The sequence below is a fragment of the Desulfofundulus thermocisternus DSM 10259 genome (assembly GCF_000686645.1).
Classification (GTDB): domain Bacteria; phylum Bacillota; class Desulfotomaculia; order Desulfotomaculales; family Desulfovirgulaceae; genus Desulfofundulus; species Desulfofundulus australicus.
The window spans coordinates 1-21,563 of the sequence record NZ_JMLG01000028.1 but is presented as its reverse complement, the minus strand read 5'-3'; the positions used below and the strand labels follow the sequence as shown (position 1 = coordinate 21,563).

General features: G+C 54.4%; 24 protein-coding genes, 1 rRNA gene and 1 riboswitch. Of the genes, 24 read left to right on the top strand and 1 reads right to left on the bottom strand.

The annotated features are described in order from the left end of the window. Positions 1 to 11: 11 nt before the first annotated feature. From trmD to BR83_RS0112680, 16 genes are all read left to right on the top strand, one after another. Positions 12 to 758 carry a tRNA (guanosine(37)-N1)-methyltransferase TrmD gene (trmD, locus tag BR83_RS0112755; RefSeq protein ID WP_027357402.1) on the top strand — a complete coding sequence of 249 codons (747 nt, stop codon included), beginning with the start codon at positions 12 to 14 and terminating at the stop codon, positions 756 to 758. Positions 759 to 1,144: 386 nt separating this feature from the next. Next, positions 1,145 to 1,486 carry a 50S ribosomal protein L19 gene (gene rplS / locus BR83_RS0112750; RefSeq protein ID WP_027357401.1) on the top strand — a complete coding sequence of 114 codons (342 nt, stop codon included), beginning with the start codon at positions 1,145 to 1,147 and terminating at the stop codon, positions 1,484 to 1,486. A gap of 75 nt (positions 1,487 to 1,561) precedes the next feature. After that, the gene (gene lepB / locus BR83_RS0112745) at positions 1,562 to 2,128 is read left to right on the top strand and encodes a signal peptidase I (RefSeq protein ID WP_027357400.1); all 567 of its coding nucleotides are present in this window, start codon (positions 1,562 to 1,564) and stop codon (positions 2,126 to 2,128) included. 13 nt (positions 2,129 to 2,141) lie between these two features. After that, a complete protein-coding gene (gene ylqF / locus BR83_RS0112740; protein ID WP_027357399.1) occupies positions 2,142 to 2,990 on the top strand; it encodes a ribosome biogenesis GTPase YlqF in 849 nt (282 codons plus the stop codon). Between the two features lie 124 nt (positions 2,991 to 3,114). Further along, positions 3,115 to 3,720: a ribonuclease HII gene (locus BR83_RS0112735; protein WP_027357398.1), complete on the top strand. Its 606-nt coding sequence runs from the start codon at positions 3,115 to 3,117 to the stop codon at positions 3,718 to 3,720. A gap of 104 nt (positions 3,721 to 3,824) precedes the next feature. After that, on the top strand, positions 3,825 to 4,181 hold the full coding sequence (locus tag BR83_RS0112730) for an NADH-quinone oxidoreductase subunit A (protein WP_027357397.1): 357 nt from the start codon (positions 3,825 to 3,827) through the stop codon (positions 4,179 to 4,181). Continuing rightward, on the top strand, positions 4,172 to 4,711 hold the full coding sequence (locus BR83_RS0112725) for an NADH-quinone oxidoreductase subunit B (protein WP_027357396.1): 540 nt from the start codon (positions 4,172 to 4,174) through the stop codon (positions 4,709 to 4,711). Before BR83_RS0112730 ends, BR83_RS0112725 begins: the two co-directional genes overlap by 10 nt. Further along, a complete protein-coding gene (locus tag BR83_RS0112720; RefSeq protein ID WP_027357395.1) occupies positions 4,704 to 5,162 on the top strand; it encodes an NADH-quinone oxidoreductase subunit C in 459 nt (152 codons plus the stop codon). The genes BR83_RS0112725 and BR83_RS0112720 overlap by 8 nt, the downstream gene beginning before the upstream one ends. A gap of 28 nt (positions 5,163 to 5,190) precedes the next feature. Then, the gene (locus tag BR83_RS0112715; RefSeq protein ID WP_207640203.1) at positions 5,191 to 6,285 is read left to right on the top strand and encodes an NADH-quinone oxidoreductase subunit D; all 1,095 of its coding nucleotides are present in this window, start codon (positions 5,191 to 5,193) and stop codon (positions 6,283 to 6,285) included. A 25-nt stretch (positions 6,286 to 6,310) separates the two neighbouring features. Further along, a complete protein-coding gene (gene nuoH, locus BR83_RS0112710) occupies positions 6,311 to 7,363 on the top strand; it encodes an NADH-quinone oxidoreductase subunit NuoH (RefSeq protein ID WP_027357393.1) in 1,053 nt (350 codons plus the stop codon). A gap of 4 nt (positions 7,364 to 7,367) precedes the next feature. Further along, positions 7,368 to 7,865, top strand: coding sequence for a NuoI/complex I 23 kDa subunit family protein (locus BR83_RS0112705; RefSeq protein WP_027357392.1), 498 nt, complete (start codon positions 7,368 to 7,370; stop codon positions 7,863 to 7,865). A gap of 6 nt (positions 7,866 to 7,871) precedes the next feature. After that, the gene (locus BR83_RS0112700) at positions 7,872 to 8,393 is read left to right on the top strand and encodes an NADH-quinone oxidoreductase subunit J family protein (protein ID WP_027357391.1); all 522 of its coding nucleotides are present in this window, start codon (positions 7,872 to 7,874) and stop codon (positions 8,391 to 8,393) included. Next, entirely contained in the window at positions 8,377 to 8,694 is a 318-nt protein-coding gene (gene nuoK / locus BR83_RS0112695) for an NADH-quinone oxidoreductase subunit NuoK (protein WP_027357390.1), read from the top strand. The genes BR83_RS0112700 and nuoK overlap by 17 nt, the downstream gene beginning before the upstream one ends. 21 nt (positions 8,695 to 8,715) lie before the next feature. Then, positions 8,716 to 10,635 (top strand): NADH-quinone oxidoreductase subunit L, encoded by a 1,920-nt coding sequence (gene nuoL / locus BR83_RS0112690; RefSeq protein ID WP_027357389.1) that lies wholly within the window; start codon positions 8,716 to 8,718, stop codon positions 10,633 to 10,635. Continuing rightward, the gene (locus tag BR83_RS0112685) at positions 10,636 to 12,153 is read left to right on the top strand and encodes a complex I subunit 4 family protein (RefSeq protein WP_027357388.1); all 1,518 of its coding nucleotides are present in this window, start codon (positions 10,636 to 10,638) and stop codon (positions 12,151 to 12,153) included. It begins immediately after the preceding gene. After that, positions 12,154 to 13,578: an NADH-quinone oxidoreductase subunit N gene (locus BR83_RS0112680; RefSeq protein WP_027357387.1), complete on the top strand. Its 1,425-nt coding sequence runs from the start codon at positions 12,154 to 12,156 to the stop codon at positions 13,576 to 13,578. It begins immediately after the preceding gene. Positions 13,579 to 13,713: 135 nt separating this feature from the next. Here BR83_RS0112680 and BR83_RS0112675 read toward each other — a convergent pair whose 3' ends face one another. Then, entirely contained in the window at positions 13,714 to 14,346 is a 633-nt protein-coding gene (locus BR83_RS0112675) for a superoxide dismutase (protein ID WP_027357386.1), read from the bottom strand. A 165-nt stretch (positions 14,347 to 14,511) separates the two neighbouring features. On the opposite strand from BR83_RS0112675, the gene BR83_RS0112670 reads away from it, so the two are divergent. From BR83_RS0112670 to BR83_RS0112635, 8 genes are all read left to right on the top strand, one after another. Continuing rightward, positions 14,512 to 14,958 carry a C-GCAxxG-C-C family (seleno)protein gene (locus BR83_RS0112670; RefSeq protein ID WP_027357385.1) on the top strand — a complete coding sequence of 149 codons (447 nt, stop codon included), beginning with the start codon at positions 14,512 to 14,514 and terminating at the stop codon, positions 14,956 to 14,958. Positions 14,959 to 14,968: 10 nt separating this feature from the next. After that, positions 14,969 to 15,331 (top strand): YraN family protein, encoded by a 363-nt coding sequence (locus BR83_RS0112665; RefSeq protein WP_027357384.1) that lies wholly within the window; start codon positions 14,969 to 14,971, stop codon positions 15,329 to 15,331. Positions 15,332 to 15,508: 177 nt separating this feature from the next. Further along, a riboswitch (glycine riboswitch) is annotated at positions 15,509 to 15,612 on the top strand. Between the two features lie 80 nt (positions 15,613 to 15,692). Continuing rightward, positions 15,693 to 16,799 (top strand): glycine cleavage system aminomethyltransferase GcvT, encoded by a 1,107-nt coding sequence (gene gcvT, locus BR83_RS0112660; RefSeq protein WP_027357383.1) that lies wholly within the window; start codon positions 15,693 to 15,695, stop codon positions 16,797 to 16,799. Between the two features lie 68 nt (positions 16,800 to 16,867). Beyond that, entirely contained in the window at positions 16,868 to 17,248 is a 381-nt protein-coding gene (gene gcvH, locus BR83_RS0112655; protein ID WP_034635442.1) for a glycine cleavage system protein GcvH, read from the top strand. Between the two features lie 7 nt (positions 17,249 to 17,255). After that, positions 17,256 to 18,599 (top strand): aminomethyl-transferring glycine dehydrogenase subunit GcvPA, encoded by a 1,344-nt coding sequence (gene gcvPA, locus BR83_RS0112650; protein ID WP_027357381.1) that lies wholly within the window; start codon positions 17,256 to 17,258, stop codon positions 18,597 to 18,599. Then, positions 18,596 to 20,056: an aminomethyl-transferring glycine dehydrogenase subunit GcvPB gene (gene gcvPB / locus BR83_RS0112645; protein ID WP_027357380.1), complete on the top strand. Its 1,461-nt coding sequence runs from the start codon at positions 18,596 to 18,598 to the stop codon at positions 20,054 to 20,056. The genes gcvPA and gcvPB overlap by 4 nt, the downstream gene beginning before the upstream one ends. A gap of 67 nt (positions 20,057 to 20,123) precedes the next feature. Next, positions 20,124 to 21,002, top strand: coding sequence for a lipoate--protein ligase family protein (locus tag BR83_RS0112640; protein WP_207640202.1), 879 nt, complete (start codon positions 20,124 to 20,126; stop codon positions 21,000 to 21,002). Positions 21,003 to 21,240: 238 nt separating this feature from the next. Next, positions 21,241 to 21,563: ribosomal RNA gene (locus BR83_RS0112635) — 16S ribosomal RNA — on the top strand; the annotation flags it as partial.

Below are 21,563 nucleotides of genomic sequence, written 5' to 3'. Positions count from 1 at the left end.
GGTGATCTGCCATGATAGTGGATATATTAACCCTGTTTCCGGAGATGTTTGCTGGCCCTTTTGACGCCAGTATTATTAAAAGGGCGAGGGAAAAAGGCCTGGTGGAAATCAACCTGATCAACATCAGGGATTTTTCCCGTAATAAGCACCGCACCGTGGATGATACTCCCTATGGCGGCGGGGCCGGTATGGTGATGGCTCCCGAACCTTTATTTGAAGCCATGGACTGGATTCATGCCCACCGTGGCCGGCCCGGGAGGGTTATCTTACTGTGCCCGGCCGGACGCCCCTTCAACCAGGAGATGGCGGCAGAACTGGCCCGGGAGAGGCATCTGGTCTTCATCTGCGGGCATTATGAAGGTATTGACGAAAGGGTGGCCGAGCACCTGGTTACGGATGAAATTACCATAGGTGATTACGTGCTCACCGGCGGTGAGTTGCCGGCCATGGTGGTGGTGGATGCCGTATGCCGCTTGATTCCCGGGGTGCTGGGAGAAAGGGCGTCGACAGTTGAGGAATCCTTTAGCGATGGCCTGCTGGAATATCCCCATTATACCAGGCCCAGGGAGTACCGGGGCTACTGTGTACCGGAGGTGCTCTTAAGCGGCCATCACGAAAAGATCCGCCTCTGGCGGCGGCGGCAATCTTTGCTGCGCACCCTGGCCAGCCGCCCGGAGCTGCTGGCCAGGGCTTCCCTGACCGACGAAGACAGAAAAATCCTGGCCTCGGTTCTGGAAGAAATAAAAAGCCTGATTTAGGACCGTGAAATTTGTGTAGGCGTACATAACGCATTCAACGTCACAAATGACCGCCGTTTTGCACGAAGCGAGCGACCTTGAGCCGAGCAGATGCCAAACTTGGCGAGAACGAGGGCGGAGGCGGGGCCGAGGGCACGGATGCCCGAGGCCGGCCCCTGAGGCATGGATGCCGAATGGGCCGGGAACCCCGCCGGAGCCCGAGGTCGAGCGCTAGTTTGGCCTGCGAGGCTCACCGGAGCGAGCGTGTGCAAAACGGCAGGCGGGTCTTCCAGTAATGCCTTGCTTTGCTGGTAATCGCTGTGCTATAATTTATTCTGTTGATTTACGGACGGTCCGGTGTTGGACTTATCATATGACCGTCGTCCAGCAGGAAAGGGGGGCTTAAGATGAACCTGATTCAATCCCTGGAGCAGGAACAGATGAAAACAGATATTCCCGACTTCCGTCCCGGGGACACGGTAAGGGTGCATGTCAAGGTGGTGGAAGGAAACCGGGAGCGGGTTCAGGTGTTTGAGGGAGTAGTTATCCGCCGCCGCGGTGGCGGCCTGAGCGAGACTTTTACCGTGCGCCGGGTATCCTATGGCGTGGGAGTGGAAAGAACCTTCCCCCTGCATTCTCCCAGGATTGAACGGATCGAGGTAGTCCGGCGGGGCCATGTGCGGCGGGCCAGGCTCTATTACCTGCGTCAGCTGCGGGGCAAAGCTGCCCGGATTCGGGACAGAAGATAGTCATAATATCTTTACCCTGGGGACTGTCGCGGCAGTCCCTTTTTGGCTTTTATGCCTGGTGGGAGGGAAGCGAGCGTGGAGGATGTGGACCGCGAAACGAATCTTGCTGAAACAACCCGGCAGCCTGGAAACAAGAAGTCTACGCTGGGAGAAATTCTTGAATCGGTGGTTATAGCCGTTCTCCTGGCGGTCGTTATAAGACTTTTTATTCTGGCTCCTTTTTATATACCATCGGGTTCCATGGAGCCGACCCTGCAAATTGGAGACCGCATTATTGTCAGCAAGCTGGCCTATCGTTTTGGTGAGCCCCGGCGGGGTGATATTGTGGTCTTTAAATATCCCCTGGATCCCAGCCGGGATTTCGTCAAGCGGCTGATTGGCCTGCCGGGTGAGACGGTGGCATTACGGGATAATCGCCTTTACATTAACGGGCAACTGGTGGAAGAGAACTACTTACCCCCGGATATTCATTTTGCCGATTTTGGCCCGGTAAAGGTTCCCCCGGGGTATTATTTAATGCTGGGCGATAACCGCAATAACAGCGATGACAGCCGTGTTTGGGGTCCCCTTCCCCGGGAGAACATAATAGGAAAGGCTATTTTAATTTACTGGCCCCTTGAGCGCATCGGTTTGCTGCATTAAAAGGTGATTTGAGATGCCCGTTCAGTGGTTTCCCGGCCATATGGCCAGAGCCAGGCGGCTGGTTCAGGAGAATCTCAAACTGGTAGATGTGGTTATTGAGCTGCTGGATGCCCGGATTCCAGCCAGCAGCCGTAACCCGATAATCGAAGAAATTGCGGCCAGGAAGCCCCATCTGGTGGTGCTGAACAAGGAAGATCTTGCCGACCCGCACCTTACCCGGATGTGGCTGCAGTGGTTTTCTGCTCGCGGTCTGCCGGCCCTGGCGGTAGATTCCGCCCGGAAAAAAGATCTGGTGGAAGTTCCGGTGCAGGTGAAGCGCCTGGCGGAAAATAAAATAGCTTCCCTGGTTGCCCGCGGCAGGCGTCCTCCCCCTCCCCGCTGCATGGTCGTGGGTATACCCAACGTGGGCAAGTCTTCCTTTATTAATGCTTTAGCTGGTTCCCGCGTTACCCGTACGGGTAATCGCCCAGGGGTTACCAGGGGGCCGCAGTGGATTCGTCTTGCCGGAGAGGTGGAGCTTCTGGATACCCCCGGTGTGCTCTGGCCCAAGTTTGAAGATCCCCGGGTGGGTCTGAAGCTTGCTGCCACCGGTGCTATAAAAGAAGAGGTTTTTGATGTGGAAGAGGTGGCTGCCTGGCTGGTGGAGTGGTTGCGGCAATCTTCTCCCGCATCTTTAAAAAAACGTTACGGTCTGGAAGAACTTCCATCCCGGGGATACGAGGTGCTGGAACTGATTGGTGCCAGGCGGGGCCTGGTAGGGCGGGGAGGCAGGGTTGATCTCTACCGGGCCTCTATTCACCTGTTGAAGGAGTTTCGTGATGGGTGTCTGGGACGGTTTACACTGGATGCTCCTCCTGGATAATGAAAAAAAGGGAGGAAAAAATCTTTTCCCCGGGGAGGGATTTGTGCCTAAACCGCGAAAATTTTACTTTAGTAATATTGTTGTGCTCACGACAGTAACATAGCAATAAGGGGCATGACAATCATTGGGTTGCCTGGAAGACTGGTTTCGATACGAAGAAGAACTTTATGCGCGGGGTTATTCCCTGGTGGCCGGAGTGGATGAAGCCGGGCGCGGTCCCCTGGCCGGTCCCGTGGTAGCCGCAGCAGTAATCCTTCCGGGCCGGGTTTTTCTCTCCGGTCTTAATGACTCCAAGAAAATTTCCCCCGTGCGGAGGGAAGAACTGGCTCACCAGATCAAGCAGGTGGCTCTGGACTGGGCTATCGGGTTATCTACCGTAAAAGAAATAGAGCTTTTAAATATTCATTATGCCTCTTTGCTGGCTATGCGCCGGGCAGTGCTGGGGTTAAAGGTGGTTCCTGAGTTCCTGCTGGTGGATGGCCGTTTCCCCCTTAAATTATCTTTACCTCAACGGGCCCTGGTGGGAGGGGATGCCTCCTGTGCCTCCATTGCGGCGGCATCAATACTGGCCAAGGTTGCCAGGGATCAGCTCATGCGGATTTGCCACCACCTTTACCCCCAGTATGGTTTTGACCATCATAAAGGTTACCCTACCGTGGAACACCGGCAGGCTCTGGCCCGCTGGGGGCCATGCCCCCTGCACCGGCTTACCTTCCGCGGGGTGAAATAGGTTTTCTGGTCTGAGGAGTTACAAAATTCACAAGTGTTTTGCCGGGCTGATAACCCGGATGATTGATGTAGTGTGAATTTGCCTGGGAAAGGGGGGAGATAAAGGTGCTTTCGGAATGGGCGGGGGTACTGTTATTTCTCATCGGTGGGTTGCTTGTTGGTGGCGGAGCTATAGTAATCAGTTATTTGATTCACCCGCGTCGTTACCAGGGGCAGAAGTATGAGCCCTATGAGTGCGGCGTGGACACCATTGGCCCCACCTGGGTGCAGTTCAAGACCAGCTATTTCCTCTACGCTTTGCTTTTTGTCATTTTCGACGTGGAAACAATTTATCTGTATCCATGGGCCGTAAAGTTTCAGAGCCTGGGGTTGTTTGCTTTTATTGAGATGATCATCTTCCTCTTCATTTTAATTGTGGGCCTCTGGTATGCCTGGAAGGAAGGAGCGTTGGAATGGAAGTGACCAAGGATAACCACCCGGTGGAAAAACTGACGAAGGACCCGGCAGTTGTCGATGAGGTCAAGCGATTGGTTCATATCGCCCCTTTGGAAAAGCTCCTGAATATTGCCCGGGCCCATTCCCTGTGGCCGCTGAGCTTCGGCCTGGCCTGCTGTGCCATTGAGGCTTTGATGGCCGCCAACGGCCCGCGTTTTGACATTTCCCGTTTTGGCTATGAAGTAGCCCGGGGGTCCCCACGACAGGCGGATGTTATGGTGGTAGCCGGTACGGTAACTAAAAAGTCGGCACCTTTTGTGTTCCGCCTGTATGAACAGATGAGTGAGCCCAAATGGGTCATTGCCGTGGGGAGCTGTGCCATTTCCGGGGGGCCCTTTGTAGATTCCTATTATGTTGTTCCCGGGGTGGATAAGCTTTTGCCGGTGGATGTTTACGTACCCGGCTGCCCGCCCCGGCCCGAGGCGATTATCGAAGGCTTTCTGATGCTGCGGGACAAAATCAAGAATCCAAAGGTGGTGACACTGCCCCGTGGCTAGTTATGAACCGCCTGTAGAACTGCTGGAAGCTTTGAAGGAGAAATTTCCCGCTATTGAAATTGCAGGGGAAGGGGTTCTTCTGGTTCCTGCGGGGGATCTGATTCCCCTGATGACGGAATTAATGGAAAACCCCAGTTATGCCTTTGATTACCTGACCAATCTTACAGCTGCCGATTATCCCGATCGTTTTGAAGTTATTTATAACCTGGTATCCTTAAAGCACAATTACACGCTGATGGTCAAGGTTAAGCTGGAGGATAAGGAAAACCCTGCCGTACCTTCCCTTTGTCCTCTCTGGGGTGGGGCCAAATGGCAGGAACGGGAGGTATACGATTTGATGGGGATCAACTTTACGGGTTATCCCGGCCATCCCACCCGCATCCTCCTGGACGATAGCTTCAAGGGCCACCCCCTGCGCAAGGATTTCCAGTGGGAAGGTGGCAGGGAGTAGCCTTCCACGATTTTCGGGAGGTGTGTCAATGAAAACACAAACTTACGTGCTCAACATGGGTCCCCAGCATCCCAGTACCCACGGTGTGTTCCGGATCATCCTGGAACTGGACGGCGAGGTGGTGGTGAAGGCCACTTCCGTTCCCGGCTACCTGCACCGGGGTATTGAAAAGCTGGCGGAAGCCCGGACCTACACCCAGGTCATTCCCTACACCGACCGCATGGACTACCTGGCCTCGATGCTCATGAACTGGGGTTATGTGGCGGCGGTGGAAAAATTAATGGGTATAGAAGTTCCTGAGCGGGCCGAGTACATTCGGGTAATTGTGGGCGAGCTCTCGCGGATCGCCAGTCATATGGTGGCCGTGGGTACCTACAGTATGGATATAGGTGGGGTTACCGGCTTCCTCTACACCTTCCGGGACCGGGAGCGGGTGCTGGATCTCCTGGAAATGGTTTCCGGTTCCCGCATGACTTTCAGCTATTTCCGTATTGGGGGAGTAGCCGATGATTTACCCCCCGAGTTTTTCCCACCCCTGCAGAAATTCTTAAAGGATCTGCCGTCCCTGTGCGACGAATACGACGGCCTGATCACGGGCAACGAGATCTTCCAGGCCCGGACGAAATACGTGGGGATCATCACTCCCGAGATGGGTATCAATTACAGCCTGAGCGGTCCTGTTTTAAGGGGCAGCGGTATTCCCTATGACCTGCGCAAGGTCCGGCCTTACGGCGTATACGACCGCTTTGATTTTGAAGTGCCGGTGGGGAAAAACGGGGACTGCTTTGACCGCTTTGTCTGCCGGATCAAGGAAATCCGCCAGTCGGCCCGCATTATCCAGCAGGCGGTGGAGGGCCTGCCCGAAGGCCCCATTATGGCTAAAATACCCAAAGTGATCAAACCCCCCGCCGGGGAGGCCTATGCTGAAATTGAAAGCTCCAAGGGTATCCTGGGTTGTTATGTAGTTAGCGACGGTAGCCCCAAGCCCTACCGGGTGCATTTCCGCCGGCCCTCCTTCATCAACCTGGGTTACCTGGATGAACTGCTGGTAGGCTGGAAGATTGCCGATGTTATAGCCATCCTGGGCAGTTTAGATATAGTCCTGGGCGAAGTTGATTGTTAAAAAATGGAGTTAGGGGAGAAGAGGCATGGGTGAAAATATTTTTACCGGTATTGCCGAGAGCCTGCGGGCCTTCCTGTATGGTGCCGGTGTGCCTCCCTTGGCCAGCGAATTAATTGTTCTGATTGTCAAGCTGCTGGCAGTAATTATATTTGTTTCCCTCAACGTCATGTGGATGGTGTACATGGAACGGAAGATCGCCGCATATATTCAGTGCCGGATTGGACCAAACCGGGTAGGGCCCAAAGGCTTGCTGCAGCTGGTGGCGGACGGGGTGAAACTCCTGGCCAAGGAAATTATTATTCCGCGGCGGGTGGATAAGGTCGTTTACCTGGCTGCTCCCATTCTTGTTTTTGTACCCCCGATGCTGGCTTTTGCCGTCATACCGTGGGGAGATGGTATGGCCCCCATCGACCTGAATATAGGTGTCTTCTATATACTGGCTGTTGGTTCTCTATCCACCATCATTTTCTGGATGGGCGGCTGGTCCTCCAACAACAAATACTCCCTGGTGGGCGGTATGCGGGTGGTGGCCCAGATGGTCAGTTACGAGCTGCCCCTGGTGCTTTCCCTGCTGGGAGTGATCATGCTGACCGGAACCCTGAGCATCACCGAAATTGTCAATGCCCAGCGCGGCACGTGGTTCATTTTTGCACAGCCCCTGGCTTTCCTGATTTATTTCATTGCCGGGGTTTCCGAGGTCAACCGTGTTCCCTTTGACCTGGTGGAAGGTGAGTCGGAGATCATTGCCGGTCCCTATACCGAGTACAGCGGCATGGCCTACGCCATGTTCATGCTGGCGGAATATAGCAGCATGATGGTCATATCCTGCATGTGTACCATCATGTTCCTGGGTGGCTGGCTGGCACCCTTCGGGTGGACCTTCCTGCCTTCCTGGTTCTGGTTCTTTATCAAGGTTTACCTCATGATCTTCATCTTTATGTGGATCCGCTGGACTTACCCCCGTATCCGGGTTGACCAGTTAATGGGCTTTGGATGGAAAGTGCTGGTACCGCTTTCCCTGGCCAACATATTTGTGACCGGTGTAGGTATGTACATTTACCGGGCGATAGGGTGGTGATTGAATGTTCGGACAAGGTCTATTAAAAGGCCTGGCCATCACCTGGAAAGAGCTTTTTACCAGGAAAGTTACTGTACAATATCCAGAAGAAAAAATTCCCCTTCCGGAGCGCTATCACGGCCGCTTTGAACTGGACGTGGATAAATGCATTGCCTGCGGGCTCTGTGTAAATGCCTGCCCCAATAAGGTAATTCAGATTACCAGAGAAAAGGTGGGTAAAAAGCAGTACCTGACCAGGTATGTCATGCGCATTGAATACTGCATGTTCTGCGGTTTGTGTGTGGAGTCATGCAACAAGGGCGCTCTGAGATTCAGCCATGTAATAAACATGAACCAGTACTTCCGGGACAAGGTGCACCTGGTGCTGGTGGATCGTCCTGCTCCCGAAGCTTTACCCGAGGAGGAGTCGGCGGAAGCCGCTGCCGAACGTCCGGCGGGGGTCCGGGCCAAGACCGCCAGGGCGGAAGTGGCTGCCGGCAAGGCTCCCGGCAAGGAGGGTTGAAAATCTATGGAAGGTATATGGACGGCTGTTGCATTCTACCTGCTGGCTGCGACCATTGTGGTATCAGCCCTGCTGGTGGTCATGCTGAAAAATATCGTACATTCAGTGCTCTGGCTGGCGGTATGTTTTGTGTCCATGGGTGGTCTGTTTTTGACCCTGGATGCCGATTTCCTGGCCGCAGTGCAGGTACTGGTGTATGCCGGTGCGGTATGTATCATGGTGGTTTTCGGTATCATGCTCATTCAACGTGGTAATATGGGAAGCACCAACCTGTTTAATAACCAGACCAAGGCTGCGGCAGGTGTGGTGGCCCTGGTACTGGTCGTCTGTGGCTATCTGGTTGCAACTACCCCGTGGGCCAGTCCCGCGGTTGCCGTACCGGAAAAAACCGTGGAAAGCATAGCTGAAATTATGCTGACCAAGTACGTAATACCTTTTGAAGTTGCTGCCATTCTCCTGCTGGTGGCCCTGGTGGGAGCCATATTCCTGGCCAAGGAGGTTAAAAAAGCCGATGCTCACAACGATTAGCCTCGCCCACTACATGGTGCTCTCGGCGTTGCTTTTTGGTATCGGTCTCTTTGGTGTCCTGGCCAAAAAGAATGCCATTGCGGTGCTTATCTGTATTGAGTTAATGCTCAATGCCGTTAACATAAACCTGGTGGCCATCAGCAAGTACCTCACTCCTGCCCTCTTTACAGGTCAGCTTTTCGCCATCTTCGTGATAACAGTGGCTGCCGCAGAAGTTGGGGTTGGTCTGGCCATCATCATTGCCATCTACCGTAACAGGTTGTCGGTTAACCTGGATGACTTTGACTGGCTTAAGTGGTAGGAAAGGTGGGTGTCCATCGAGATGGTTGAATTTGCATTGCACCACGCCTGGCTGGTACCCCTGCTGCCTGCTCTGGCTTTTGTAGCCATCATCTTTTTCACCAGGCCGTGGCCCATGCTCAGTGCCCTGGTGGCCGTGGCCGGGATAGTGGGTTCCTTTATCGTTTCAGCTCTGGTGGCATATGGCGTGTTTACCAATCCAGCTTTTAAAGAGGAACCCCTGGTTTACGCCGTACGGTGGTTTTCCATGCCCGGCCTGCAAATAGATGTGGGTGTGCAGCTGGACCCCGTGTCGGCCATGATGATTTTCATGGTCTCCATGGTGGCGTCCCTGATCTTTATTTACGCCATCGGTTACATGAAAGGCGATCCCGGCTTTTCGGTGTTCTTCTCCTATGTTTCCCTGTTTGCTGCCTCCATGCTCCTGCTGGCCATTTCCAGCAACCTGCTGGAAATGTTTGTGGCCTGGGAGCTGGTCGGTCTGTGTTCCTACCTCTTGATCGGGTTTTACAGCCACAAGATTTCCGCCCGGGAGGCGGCCAAAAAGGCTTTTATCACCTGCCGTGTTGCCGACTTCGGTTTATTGCTCGGGCTTTTATCGCTGCAAATTGTCTTTGGCACTTTGAACCTGGTGGAGCTTTCCGAAAAAATCGCTCACTTCGAGCAATATACCACTTTCGGCGTGTTAAGCCTCATTGCCGTGCTGGTGTTTATCGGGCCCATCGGTAAGTCGGGCCAGTTCCCCCTGCACGTGTGGTTGCCGGATGCCATGGAAGGCCCCACTCCGGTCAGCGCCCTGATCCACGCCGCTACCATGGTGGTGGCCGGTGTCTACCTGGTGGCCCGGACCATGTTCCTCTTCCATGAAGTGCCCGGTGCTATGGAACTGGTGGCCATTACGGGTGGTTTCACAGCCCTGTTTGCTGCGACCATTGCCATTACCCAGAGAGAAATCAAGCGCATCCTGGCTTATTCCACCGTCAGCCAGATAGGTTACATGATGCTGGCCCTGGGCGTGGGCAGCATGACGGCGAGCCTTTTCCACATGTGGACGCATGCTTTCTTCAAGGCCCTGATGTTTCTCGGTGCCGGCAGCGTTCTGCATGCCCTGCATCATAAGGCAGATGTATGGGAGATGGGCGGCCTGATCAGGAAAATGCCGCTTACCGGATGGACTTTTGTCATTGGTGGCCTGGCCATTGCCGGTATACCTCCCTTTGCCGGCTTCTGGAGCAAGGATGAAATCCTGGCCGTAACCCTGGAAAGCGGGCATTACGTCCTGTTTGTGATGGCTGCCTTTACCGCGTTCCTCACCGCTTTTTACATGTGGCGTTTGATTTTCCTGACCTTTTTCGGGGAGGAAAATCCGGAGAATCATCCCCACGAGTCTCCTGCGGTAATGACCCTGCCTTTGGTCGGCCTGGCAATTCTATCAACCATTGGCGGCCTGGTGGGGACTCCCTGGGCGCCTTACTGGAGCGAGTGGATTTTCTTCGGGCATCCCCATCACGTGGAACCCAACTACTGGGTCATGATTGGCTCCGTTGTACTGGCTGCGGCCGGTATTTATCTGGCCTACCAGCTTTATTATGTGGATAAGGCCAAGTCCAGGGCCAAAGCTCTGGCACAACGCTATAACCACATTTACACCATCCTGTACAACAAGTACTATATTGACGAAATTTACCTCTGGTTCAACCACACCATTGTTGACGGTGCGGCCAAGCTGTTCTACCTGTTCGACATCTATGTGGTGGACGGTATTATTGTTAACGGCCTGGGTAAGCTGACGTGCTTGCTTGGTGAGGGTATAAGGGTTAGCAATACCGGACGGCTCCAGAACTACGCCCTGGTATTTTTCCTGGGTGTGCTGGCCGTGGTGGTTCTCCTGGCCTTCACCGGTCCTTCGGCCGCCAGCCTGATTGTGGGGGGTGTGAAGTAAATGGAAAGCTTCCCCGTTTTGTTAACCATCCTGCTGGCTCCCGTGGTCGCGGCCGTGATTATGGCTTTTATCCCCCGGGAGGAGCACATGCTCATCAAGTGTGTTGCGGCAGCGGGAACCTTCGTGTCCATGGCTCTATCCCTTTACGTTTACTTTGCATATGACCAGTCCCTGGGGGGCCTGCAGTTTGTGCAGCAGATACCCTGGATTAAGGACCTGGGCGTTACCTTCTACCTGGGTGTGGACGGCATCAGCCTGCCCATGCTGTTGCTGACCAACCTGATCGGGTTTTCAGCTGTTTTTGCTTCCTGGAATGTCAATCACCGGCCGCGTGACTTTTTCATCCTGTTATGCCTGCTGATTACCGGTGTAATGGGCACCTTTGTGGCCCAGGACCTGTTCATCTTCCTCCTCTTCTACGAAGTAGTGGTTATCCCGATTTACATTCTGGTCATTATCTGGGGCAGCACCAAGCGGGTGACCAAGGAATACGCCGGTATGAAGCTGACCATCTACCTGCTGATTGGTTCGGCCTTCCTTCTGGTAGGCGTCATTGCCCTGTTCATGAAGACTGTTGCGGCAACCGGGGCGCCCGACATGAGTTTCGCCGGCCTGGCCAGGGCTGCCCGGGGCTTGAGCGACTTCGACCAGATTTGGCTTTTTGCCCTGATGCTTTTTGGCTTTGGCTCCCTGCTTTCCATGTGGCCTTTCCACTCCTGGTCGCCTGACGGTTATGCCGGTGCTCCCACGGCGGTGAGCATGATTCACGCCGGAGTGCTGAAAAAAATCGGGGGTTACGGTTTAATTCGTATCGCCCTTTACGTCCTGCCGGTGGGCGCTAAATTCTGGGCACCGGTGATTGCCGTGCTCGGTGTATGTGGCGTGGCCTATGCGGCTATGGCGGCCCTGGCCCAGAAAGACCTCAAGTATATCGTCGGTTACTCCAGCGTGAGCCACATGGGTTATGTGCTCCTGGCCGTGGCTTCCCTGAACGTCATCGGCTTAAACGGCGCCGTGGCCAACATGTTCGCCCACGGGATCATGGCGGCACTGTTCTTCTCCACCATCGGCTTCATTTACGAAAAGACCCACACCCGCTGGATTCCCGATCTGGGCGGATTGGCCCGGCAGACACCCCGCCTGGCCGTGGCCTTCATGCTGGCAGCTATGGCCTCGCTGGGCCTCCCCGGTCTGGTGAGCTTTGTGCCTGAATTTACCATATTCGTGGCCTCTTTTAAGGTATACGGTGGCCTGGCCGTGGTGGCCATTGCCGGGATTATCATCACCGCCCTTTATGCCCTGCGGGCCGGTGCCAACACCCTTTTTGGGCCGCCCCGTCCTGAGTATGACTCTCTGAAGGACATCCGGGGTCCCGAGCTGGTGCCCCTGGTTGTACTGGGTACCGTTCTGGTGGTGGGCGGTCTTCTCCCCTTCCTGCTCTTCGACATGGTCAATAGCGGCATCGTGCCCCTGATGGCCGAGATTAGCGGTGCGCTTCAGTTAGGGGGGAGTTTTTAGATGAATGTGGATCTCTCGTTGTTGGCGCCTGAGATTGCCACGGCCATCCTGGGCCTTGGTGTACTGATCCTGGGGTTGCTCGTTCCCAAAGGCTCCCGTCACGGCCTGGGCTGGGTTACGGCCCTGGGGCTGCTGGGAGTGCTGGGGTTGACCATCGCCGGGTGGAACAATCAGGGTTCCCTTTATGAAGGCATCTTTATCGTTGACCGGTATGCCATCTTCTTCAAGATAACCTTCCTCACGGCGGCCTTTCTGGTCACCCTGGGCTGTATGCGCTACGTTGACGAGATGGGCAATCAAAGCGAGTATTACAGCATGATGCTGTTTGCCACCCTGGGGATGATGGTGCTGGCTTCGGCCGGAGACTTCATGACCCTCTACCTGGGGTTGGAGCTCATGACCATTGCCTTTGTCGTGCTGGTGTGCTTCCGCCGTACCGAAACCAGGTCGGTGGAGGCCGGGATTAAATACGTGCTTCTGGCGGGAATGTCCTCGGCGGTGCTGTTGTACGGCCTGAGCCTGGTTTACGGTGTGACCGGGTCGGTGGTCATCTCCGAAGTGGGTCGGGCGGTAACCACAGAGCCCGTGCCCGCCCTGATCCTGGGCGTGGCCATGCTGGTGGCGGGCCTGGGTTTCAAGATTTCCGCCGTGCCCTTCCATATGTGGACGCCGGATGTGTACGAAGGGGCACCCACACCGGTGACCTCCTTCCTGGCCGTAGGCTCCAAGGCAGCCTCTTTTGCCATCCTGTTGCGGGTGTTTGTAGCGGCCCTGCCTGGACTGTGGGCGCACTGGACCATGCTGGTGGCCATCCTGGCCGCAGTTACCATCATTGTGGGTAACCTGGTGGCCATTCCCCAGACCAATATCAAGCGCCTGCTGGCGTACTCCAGTATTGCCCAGGCCGGTTATATCCTGGTCGGGCTGGTAACGGCCAGTGAAGCGGGGATTAAGGGCGTTATGTTCTATGCGTTCCTGTACGTCTTTGCCACCATCGGTGCCTTTACTGTGGTCACGTATTTCTATAATGTTACCGGCAGTGATGAGATCAAGGACTATGCGGGTTTGAGCCAGCGTTCGCCCTTAATGGCTGCGGTTATGGTCATCTCCATGCTCTCCATGGCCGGTATCCCACCCCTGGCGGGCTTTGTGGGCAAGTTCTATCTCTTCAAAACCATTGTAGATAATTACCTGTGGCTGGCCTTCATAGGCCTGATTATGAGTATGGTTTCAGTTTACTACTACTTGCGGGTGGCCCTGGTAATGTACCGGGATGAGCCGGCCGATAGCTCACCCATTTCGCTGAGCGGCCCTGTGGCCCTGACCCTGATCATCGCCATGGTGGGTACCCTGGTGCTGGGCATTTATCCCGGACCGCTGTCGGAAGTGGTCAACACAGCGGCTCATTCCTTCTTCCTCCCTTAGGAATAGACCGCACGTACACAGCAAACTGGAAGCGGGGTTTCAAAACCCCGCTTTTTAAATTATAGATACTGCCGCCTAACTTTGTGCCGGCGTGGAGCACTGGAGTAAGCGTAGACCACGCCGTACCTGAGCGCTTTAACGGATCAGGGCATGAAAGCGGGCGCTGGCCGCGGCCCAGTTTATGTTCTGGAAGAAAGCTTCAATATAGCTCCGGCGGTCGGTGCCGTAATCAATGTAGTACGCATGTTCATATACATCCAGGACGAGGATGGGCTGCGTGCGAACAAAAATGCCTGCATTATGGGCGTCGGCCGAGTAGTTGTGCAAAAAGCCGTCGTCCTGGTCGTAGGACAGGATCACCCACCCCCGTGAGGCCAGCCCCGAAGCTTTAAAATCGTTTTCCCAAAACTCATAAGAACCATAACTGAAAACAATAGCTTCATAAAGGGCGCCTGCGGGCCGGCCTCCCGGTCCTCCCAGGTTGCCGAAATATAGCTCATGCAGCTTTACACCATTTGTGGCATAACTCTCTTCCACCTTCAGTTCCCGCAGGGGGCTGTAGGTGGAGTTGGCCGACGCACGGTCTACCGTACGCAGGCGGTTACGTATTTCGTTGGTTTTGTTGACATAACCCTCATAAAGTTTGTAGTGCTCCTGAATGGTCCGGGGGGAAATGCCCCTTAAGCGCAGTAACTCCGGCGGCAGTGGCTTGGCTCTCACCGGGGTGAACGCTCCACTGGCGTAGCGCCCGGTAATCTGACCATCCATATGGAAATCCCCTCCCGTAAATTTCTTGTTATTATATGAGCTTCTCTTTCCATATGTTTCCTTGCCAATATTGTCAATAACTTCTTAGTTAGCTTGGAAAGGAATAAGGGAGTGTTTGGAGAAATAAACCAACAACGTGAATAATTCGGAACGGAGTGATGCAAAATGGCTGAGGAACTGGCCCTTGAAGCGAGGAACAGGGCGGGGAACTACTTCCGGGAGGGCTATAACTGTGCCGAGTCCATTTTTTTGACTTTCCGGGAACTGGTGATTCCGGAGGTGGACCGGGATCTCGTCCGCCTGGCCACCGGTTTTGGGGGCGGGTTGGGGCATGCGGGGTGCATGTGCGGGGCGCTGACTGCTTCCACCATAGTTATCGGCCTGCTCAGTGGCCGCACCGATCACCAGCAGGATCGCTTCCGCACTTATGGTCTGGCTAAAGATTTTCACGACAGGTTTGAGGAAAAGTTCGGGGTTACCTGCTGCCGGGCTTTAAACCCCCACCCCTTTGATACACCGGAACACCTGCGCCATTGTCTGAAAATTACCGGAAACACGGCCAGGCTGCTGGCAGAGTTTCTGCTGGAGAAAAAACTGGTGCCGGTAAAATAAGGAGGAACTGGTGGCTCTGCAGAGAAAAATACAGGGGCGTAAAGGCGAAGATGAAGCGGCCCGTTACCTGACTGAAAGAGGCTACCAATTGCTGAAGCGTAATTTTCGTTGTCCGTACGGTGAAGTGGATATCATTGCCCTGGACGGTCCGGTGCTGGTTTTTGTGGAGGTACGCAGCAGGTCAACGGAGAACTACGGTTTACCCCAGGAGAGTATAACCGAAGAAAAGCGTGGCCGGCTGCGCCGGACGGCCCGTTATTACCTGGCGGCCAGCGGAGGACACAGGGGGCCGGTGCGCTTTGATGTCCTGGCTATTAAATATAAACGCGATGGACGGGTGGAGTTTCTGGAACATATAAAAAATGCATTTTGAGGCAGGAAAATAAAATTTTATGTAGAAGGTAATTATTTGTCCCGGGTTCCCCCGGGAGGCAAATTTGAGCACATCTATCTGTGTACAGTTTAATAGCTTGAGATACCGGATGACAGCTGCTTGAAGGGCGGGCAATGATTGCTCTGGTATGATGAATGACGTCCTTTTTAAGTAGCTGGACGGACCTCTGGAGAGATTCCCTTCCCGTGGGAAGGGAACACCGACGGGGCAAGTTTCCGTAGGGAAACGAAACTCTCAGGTTCCAGGACAGAGGAGGTTGTGATAAGCTTCCTTCTCTGTCCTTTGTTTTTTGGGGCAGCTGGTCATAATAATGTCAGGTTGATGTCAGGAGGTATCTGCTGTGGAGAACCTACGTAAAACCCCCCTTTACGCCAGGCACCTTGAGATGGGGGGAAAAATGATTAACTTCAGTGGCTGGGCATTGCCGGTCCAGTACAGGAGTATTATTGAGGAGCACCAGGCTGTGCGGGAGAGGGCAGGCCTTTTTGATGTTTCCCATATGGGGGAGATACGGATCAGCGGCTCCGGTGCCCTGGAGCTGCTGCAGAAAGCCGTTACCAATGATGTTTCCAGACTTCTGCCGGGCCATGTTCTTTATAGTCCCGTATGTAATCCCGGTGGGGGCGTGGTTGACGATATCCTGGTGTACCGGCTGGGAGATAATGAATTTTTACTGGTGGTTAATGCCGCCAACAGGGAGAAGGATTTCTCCTGGTTCAAGCAACTGGCCGTGGAATTTCCAGGGGTCTGCATTGCAGATATTTCCAGCCAGATGGCCCAGCTTGCCCTGCAGGGTCCCCTCTCCGTACAGATTCTGGCCAGGTTAACTTCAGCCGATCCGGGTTCCCTGCCCTATTACCGGGCCAGTTTGGGTGTGGAGGTGGGCGGCGTAAAATGTATGCTTTCCCGCACCGGCTATACGGGCGAAGATGGTTTTGAACTTTATTGCGCAGCAGAGGAAGCGTGCCGGCTGTGGGATGAGATTATGACTGCCGGAGAAAAAGATGGTTTAATGCCGTGCGGCCTGGGTGCCCGGGATACACTGCGCCTGGAAGCAGCACTGCCCCTTTATGGCCATGAACTCGATGAAGATATTACCCCCCTGGAAGCAGGGCTGGAGCGCTTTATTTGCTGGCAAAAGGATTTTACTGGAAAGGAGGTGCTCCTGCAGAAGAAGGAAATGGGAGTTCGGCGCCGCCTGGTTGGTCTTGAAATGGTGGACCGGGGCATCCCCCGGAAGGGGTATACCCTGACCAGCAACGGGCAGGTTATTGGTGAAATAACTTCCGGTACCCAGAGCCCCACACTGGGGAAAGCACTGGGGTTGGGGTATGTATCCGTGGAGTCCGCGGCCGTAGATACCGTAATAGAAGTGGAAATACGGGGACGGAACTACCCGGCCAGAGTAGTACCCGTGCCTTTTTACCGGAGAAAACGCACGGTGTAAAAGGTTAGGCATGCCGGGACGATTGTTCGAGATTATATTAATTCAAGGTTTTTAAGGAGGTTTTGTTCATGTATCCTGCTGATCTGAAATATTCCAAAGATCACGAATGGATCCGCGTGGAAGGTAATCGCGGGACAGTCGGTGTCACCCATTACGCCCAGGAAACCCTGGGGGACGTGGTTTATGTAGATTTGCCCCAGGCCGGTGATAAGGTAAAAGCCGGGGAATCTTTCGGTACAGTGGAATCGGTGAAATCGGTTTCCGATCTCTATGCGCCGGTAAGCGGTGAAGTGGTGGAAGTTAACCGGGAAGTGATGGATCATCCTGATCTGATAAATAAGGATCCCTATGGTAGTGGCTGGTTGATTGTCATTGAGATGAGCGATCCCGGTGAACTGGATAACCTGATGGATGCCCGCGCCTATGAGGAAATGGTGAAAGAGGGTTGAGCCATAAATGCGGTACCTCCCCAATACAACAGCTGACCGGCAAAAAATGATGGCGGACATAGGCATAAGTTCAGTGGAGGAACTCTTCGCCGATATACCGGAACAGGTGCGGTTAAAAAGGGAACTGAACCTGCCTGAGGCCCTGGCCGAGCCAGATCTGATTCGCCATCTGGAAAACCTGGCCGGGAAAAATGGTGATACGAGCCGTTACACCTGTTTTTTGGGTGGGGGTTATTACGACCATTATATTCCGGCAGTAATCCCTGCCCTGCTGTCCCGTTCCGAGTTTTATACCGCCTATACTCCCTACCAGGCTGAAATCAGCCAGGGTACCCTGGCCGCTATTTATGAGTTTCAAACCATGATCTGTGAATTAACCGGCATGGACGTGGCCAATGCCTCCATGTATGATGGGGCTACGGCGCTGGCTGAAGCTGCAGCGGTGGCGACGGGGGCAACCCGCCGGCAACGGGTTGTGGTGTCCAGGACGGTTCATCCGGAATACCGGCAGGTTTTAAAAACATACCTGGAGCCCCGTGGTGTGGAGCTGGTGGAGCTGCCCTGTACCAATGGGGTAACCACAGGAGATAACCTGGATCGTTATATAAACCGGCAAACGGCAGCGGTACTGGTGCAGCAGCCGAATTTCTTCGGTTGTCTGGAAGATGTGTATTCCCTGGAGCGGGCTGCGAGCGGGGTGGGGGCGCTGTTTATTGTCAGCGCTGATCCCATATCCCTGGGCCTGTTGAAGCCCCCGGGGGAATACGGGGCCAGCATTGTGGTAGGAGAGGGGCAATCCCTGGGCCTGCCCCTGAGCTTCGGTGGTCCCGGTTTCGGGTATTTCGCTGCCAGGGAAGAGTTCCTGCGGCGCATTCCGGGAAGGGTGGTAGGGGCTACCAGCGATGCCCGCGGTCGCAGGGGATTTGTTTTAACCCTCCAGGCCCGGGAGCAGCATATTCGACGGGAAAAAGCTACCTCCAACATTTGTTCCAACCAGGCCCTGTGTGCCCTGGCGGCTACTATTTTTCTTTCAACCATGGGTCCAGAGGGCTTGCGCCGGGTTGCCAGCCTTTGTGCTCAAAAGGCTGCCTACGCTAAAAAACGTTTGCGTGCCGTTAAGGGAATTTCGGTGGCATTCGATGCTCCTTCCTTTAAAGAGTTTGTTATCAAAAGTGAATATCCCCTGAACCTGATCCAGGAGTCGCTATTACGTCACGGCCTTGTTGCCGGCCCGGATCTTGGACGTTATTATCCTGAACTCGCCGGTCACCTGCTGGTAGCCGTCACCGAAAAGCGTACCAGGGAAGAAATTGACCGGCTGGCTGAAGCCCTGGAGGAGGTGGTAGGATGAATAGCATATGGAACGAAAAGCTCATTTTTGAGCTGGGAGCTCCGGGTCGCCGGGCCTTCTCCCTCCCGGCCAGTGATGTGCCGGAAATGGAACTGGACTGGCCAGAAAATATGTTCCGGGAAAAAGCTCCCGGCCTCCCGGAAGTAAGTGAGCCGGAACTGGTAAGACATTATACCGCTCTCTCCCGTTTAAACCACGGGGTGGACAATGATTTCTACCCTCTGGGTTCCTGTACCATGAAATATAACCCCAAGGTGGATGAAGCCCTGGCTGCCCTGCCCGGATTTGCAGGTATTCACCCCTACTTGCCGGAAGAGCTGGTCCAGGGAGCTTTACAATTAATTTACGAAATGGAAGCTTACCTGGCAGAGATCAGTGGCATGGACCGGGTGACCATGCAGCCTGCGGCGGGAGCCCATGGGGAACTTACGGGCATACTGCTGGTTCGGGCCTACCACCGGTGCCGGGGAGAGAATCGCACCAGGATCCTTGTTCCGGATTCGGCACACGGAACCAACCCGGCTACGGCGGCCATGGCCGGTTATCAGGTTGTCAGCGTGCCCTCGGATCAGCGGGGCGGGGTGGATGTGGCTGCCCTGGAAAAATTGCTGGATGAGCGGGTAGCGGGGCTCATGCTTACCAATCCCAACACGCTGGGGTTATTTGACGAAAACATTCACATCATTGCCGATATGGTTCATAAGGTGGGCGGGCTGTTATATTACGATGGGGCCAATACCAATGCCATTATGGGTTACACCCGTCCTGGAGACATGGGTTTTGATGTAGTGCATTTTAACCTGCACAAAACATTTGCCACGCCACATGGTGGTGGCGGGCCGGGAGCCGGGCCGGTAGGGGTGAAAAAGGATCTGGTACCTTTCCTGCCCGTACCTCTCGTGGACTTCGATGGTAAGCGTTATTATTTTAACTATGACCTGCCTCATTCCATCGGCAAAGTGCGTTCTTTTTATGGTAATTTTGGTGTGGTGGTTAAAGCTTACGCTTATATCCGCTCCCTGGGAGCCGGGGGATTGAAACAGGTAAGCCGGGATGCTGTGCTCAATGCCAACTATCTTATGGCCCACTTGAAAAAATATTTCTACCTGCCTTATGATCGTTTTTGCAAGCATGAATTTGTAATTTCGGGCAAGTGGCAAAAGGAACGTAACGGGGTGAAGACCATGGATATGGCCAAGAGGCTTTTGGACTACGGGTTTCACCCGCCGACCATTTACTTTCCCCTGATCGTGGAAGAGGCAATGATGATTGAGCCAACAGAAACGGAAAGCAAAGAAACCCTGGACCGTTTTATCGATGCCATGATCAGGATTGCCCGGGAAGCAGAGGAAGAGCCCGAAAAGATAAAGGGTGCTCCCTATACCACTTATATCGGCCGGCTGGATGAGGTCGCCGCAGCCCGGAAGCCCGAGCTGCGCTGGCGTGCCGGGAAATGAAGGTTAAGGTTTTCCCGTAATCGGCCCGGGCGGTTTACCGTCCGGGTCGCCAGGGAGGAGGCTGTATGTGTTCGTGGAGAAAATAGAAGCAGCTTTAAATTCCTGGCCCCGTCGATGGCGCCTGCTGGATACGGGGGCATCTGACGGGGCTACCAATATGGCCATCGATGAAGCTATATTGATTCATCACAGTCGTGGAGAAGTTCCTCCAACCCTGCGTTTTTACCGCTGGGAACCGCCTACCCTGTCCCTGGGTTTTTTTCAAAACGCTCGGCGGGAAGTGGACTTCGAGGCCTGCCATCGCCTGGGTATAGGCCTGGTGCGCCGTCCTACCGGCGGCCGGGCCGTTCTTCACGACCGGGAGGTAACCTATAGCGTTACCATTTCTCAGAAGTTCCTGCCCGGCAGTGTACTGGAGACATACCGCCTGTTGAGCCAGGGCCTGGTACTGGGATTGCGGTTGCTGGGAGTGGAGGCCAGTCTTTTTAATCCGGATAAAACGCAGCGGGGGCTGCGGTCAAAGCTATCGGCCGCCTGTTTCGATACCCCTTCGGGATATGAGGTAGCGGTAGAGGGTAAAAAACTGGTGGGAAGTGCCCAGGTCCGGCAAAGGGGAACCATTCTTCAGCACGGTTCCTTATTGCTGAGCATAGATGAAGATAAACTCTTTGCCGTTCTGGCCTTTCCCTCTGAATCGGTGCGCCGGCGAGTTAAGGAGGCCTTTGCGGCCAAGGCTACTGCGCTGGACCGGATATTGTCCCGGGTGCCTGCCTACGACCAGGTCTGCCGCGCTCTGGCCAGGGGATTCGCTACAGCCCTGGAGATCGAGTTAATTCCGGCAGAGCTAACTGCGGATGAGCGTCTTACAGCTCGAAAACTGGCGCAAGATAAATATAGTTGCCTGAACTGGCACGAACAATGTAAATTAAATGACATATCTCCATAAATTAACCGTTGATTTTTGAGAACAAAGTCATTAGTATATATACTTGCCGGTAGGCAAACGGCATGTAAAAAATGGCTCTTGACCAGAATGATTAAGTCATGATACAATAAAGCTTGCGCGACAGCGAGGGGAAAGTGGTCCTTGAAAACTGAACAGGGAGGTAGGCGGATGTGCAGCGGGCAAGGCTGTGCATCTGGTGAGGAAGAGCGTGTGCGGGAGTGATTCTGGGACAAAGGATTAGATGGAGAGTTTGATCCTGGCTCAGGACGAACGCTGGCGGCGTGCCTAACACATGCAAGTCGAGCGGTCCACCGTTTTGTCTGGTTTATACCGGATGGGCGGTGGATAGCGGCGGACGGGTGAGTAACGCGTGGATAACCTGCCCATTAGACCGGGATAACGCTGGGAAACTGGCGCTAATACCGGATACGCTCCTTACCCCGCATGGGGTGAGGAGGAAAGGGGAAACCCGCTAATGGATGGGTCCGCGTCCCATTAGCTAGATGGTGGGGTAACGGCCTACCATGGCGACGATGGGTAGCCGGCCTGAGAGGGTGACCG

What these genes read in the sequence shown, in the direction of transcription:
- trmD (WP_027357402.1), top strand. Translation starts at nt 12, where the DNA reads ATGATAGTGGATATATTAACCCTGTTTCCGGAGATGTTTGCTGGCCCT.
- rplS (WP_027357401.1), top strand. Translation starts at nt 1,145, where the DNA reads ATGAACCTGATTCAATCCCTGGAGCAGGAACAGATGAAAACAGATATT.
- ylqF (WP_027357399.1), top strand. Translation starts at nt 2,142, where the DNA reads ATGCCCGTTCAGTGGTTTCCCGGCCATATGGCCAGAGCCAGGCGGCTG.
- BR83_RS0112725 (WP_027357396.1), top strand. Translation starts at nt 4,172, where the DNA reads ATGGAAGTGACCAAGGATAACCACCCGGTGGAAAAACTGACGAAGGAC.
- BR83_RS0112715 (WP_207640203.1), top strand. Translation starts at nt 5,191, where the DNA reads ATGAAAACACAAACTTACGTGCTCAACATGGGTCCCCAGCATCCCAGT.
- nuoH (WP_027357393.1), top strand. Translation starts at nt 6,311, where the DNA reads ATGGGTGAAAATATTTTTACCGGTATTGCCGAGAGCCTGCGGGCCTTC.
- BR83_RS0112705 (WP_027357392.1), top strand. Translation starts at nt 7,368, where the DNA reads ATGTTCGGACAAGGTCTATTAAAAGGCCTGGCCATCACCTGGAAAGAG.
- BR83_RS0112700 (WP_027357391.1), top strand. Translation starts at nt 7,872, where the DNA reads ATGGAAGGTATATGGACGGCTGTTGCATTCTACCTGCTGGCTGCGACC.
- nuoK (WP_027357390.1), top strand. Translation starts at nt 8,377, where the DNA reads ATGCTCACAACGATTAGCCTCGCCCACTACATGGTGCTCTCGGCGTTG.
- nuoL (WP_027357389.1), top strand. Translation starts at nt 8,716, where the DNA reads ATGGTTGAATTTGCATTGCACCACGCCTGGCTGGTACCCCTGCTGCCT.
- BR83_RS0112685 (WP_027357388.1), top strand. Translation starts at nt 10,636, where the DNA reads ATGGAAAGCTTCCCCGTTTTGTTAACCATCCTGCTGGCTCCCGTGGTC.
- BR83_RS0112680 (WP_027357387.1), top strand. Translation starts at nt 12,154, where the DNA reads ATGAATGTGGATCTCTCGTTGTTGGCGCCTGAGATTGCCACGGCCATC.
- BR83_RS0112675 (WP_027357386.1), bottom strand. Translation starts at nt 14,346, where the DNA reads ATGGATGGTCAGATTACCGGGCGCTACGCCAGTGGAGCGTTCACCCCG.
- BR83_RS0112670 (WP_027357385.1), top strand. Translation starts at nt 14,512, where the DNA reads ATGGCTGAGGAACTGGCCCTTGAAGCGAGGAACAGGGCGGGGAACTAC.
- gcvH (WP_034635442.1), top strand. Translation starts at nt 16,868, where the DNA reads ATGTATCCTGCTGATCTGAAATATTCCAAAGATCACGAATGGATCCGC.
- gcvPA (WP_027357381.1), top strand. Translation starts at nt 17,256, where the DNA reads ATGCGGTACCTCCCCAATACAACAGCTGACCGGCAAAAAATGATGGCG.
- gcvPB (WP_027357380.1), top strand. Translation starts at nt 18,596, where the DNA reads ATGAATAGCATATGGAACGAAAAGCTCATTTTTGAGCTGGGAGCTCCG.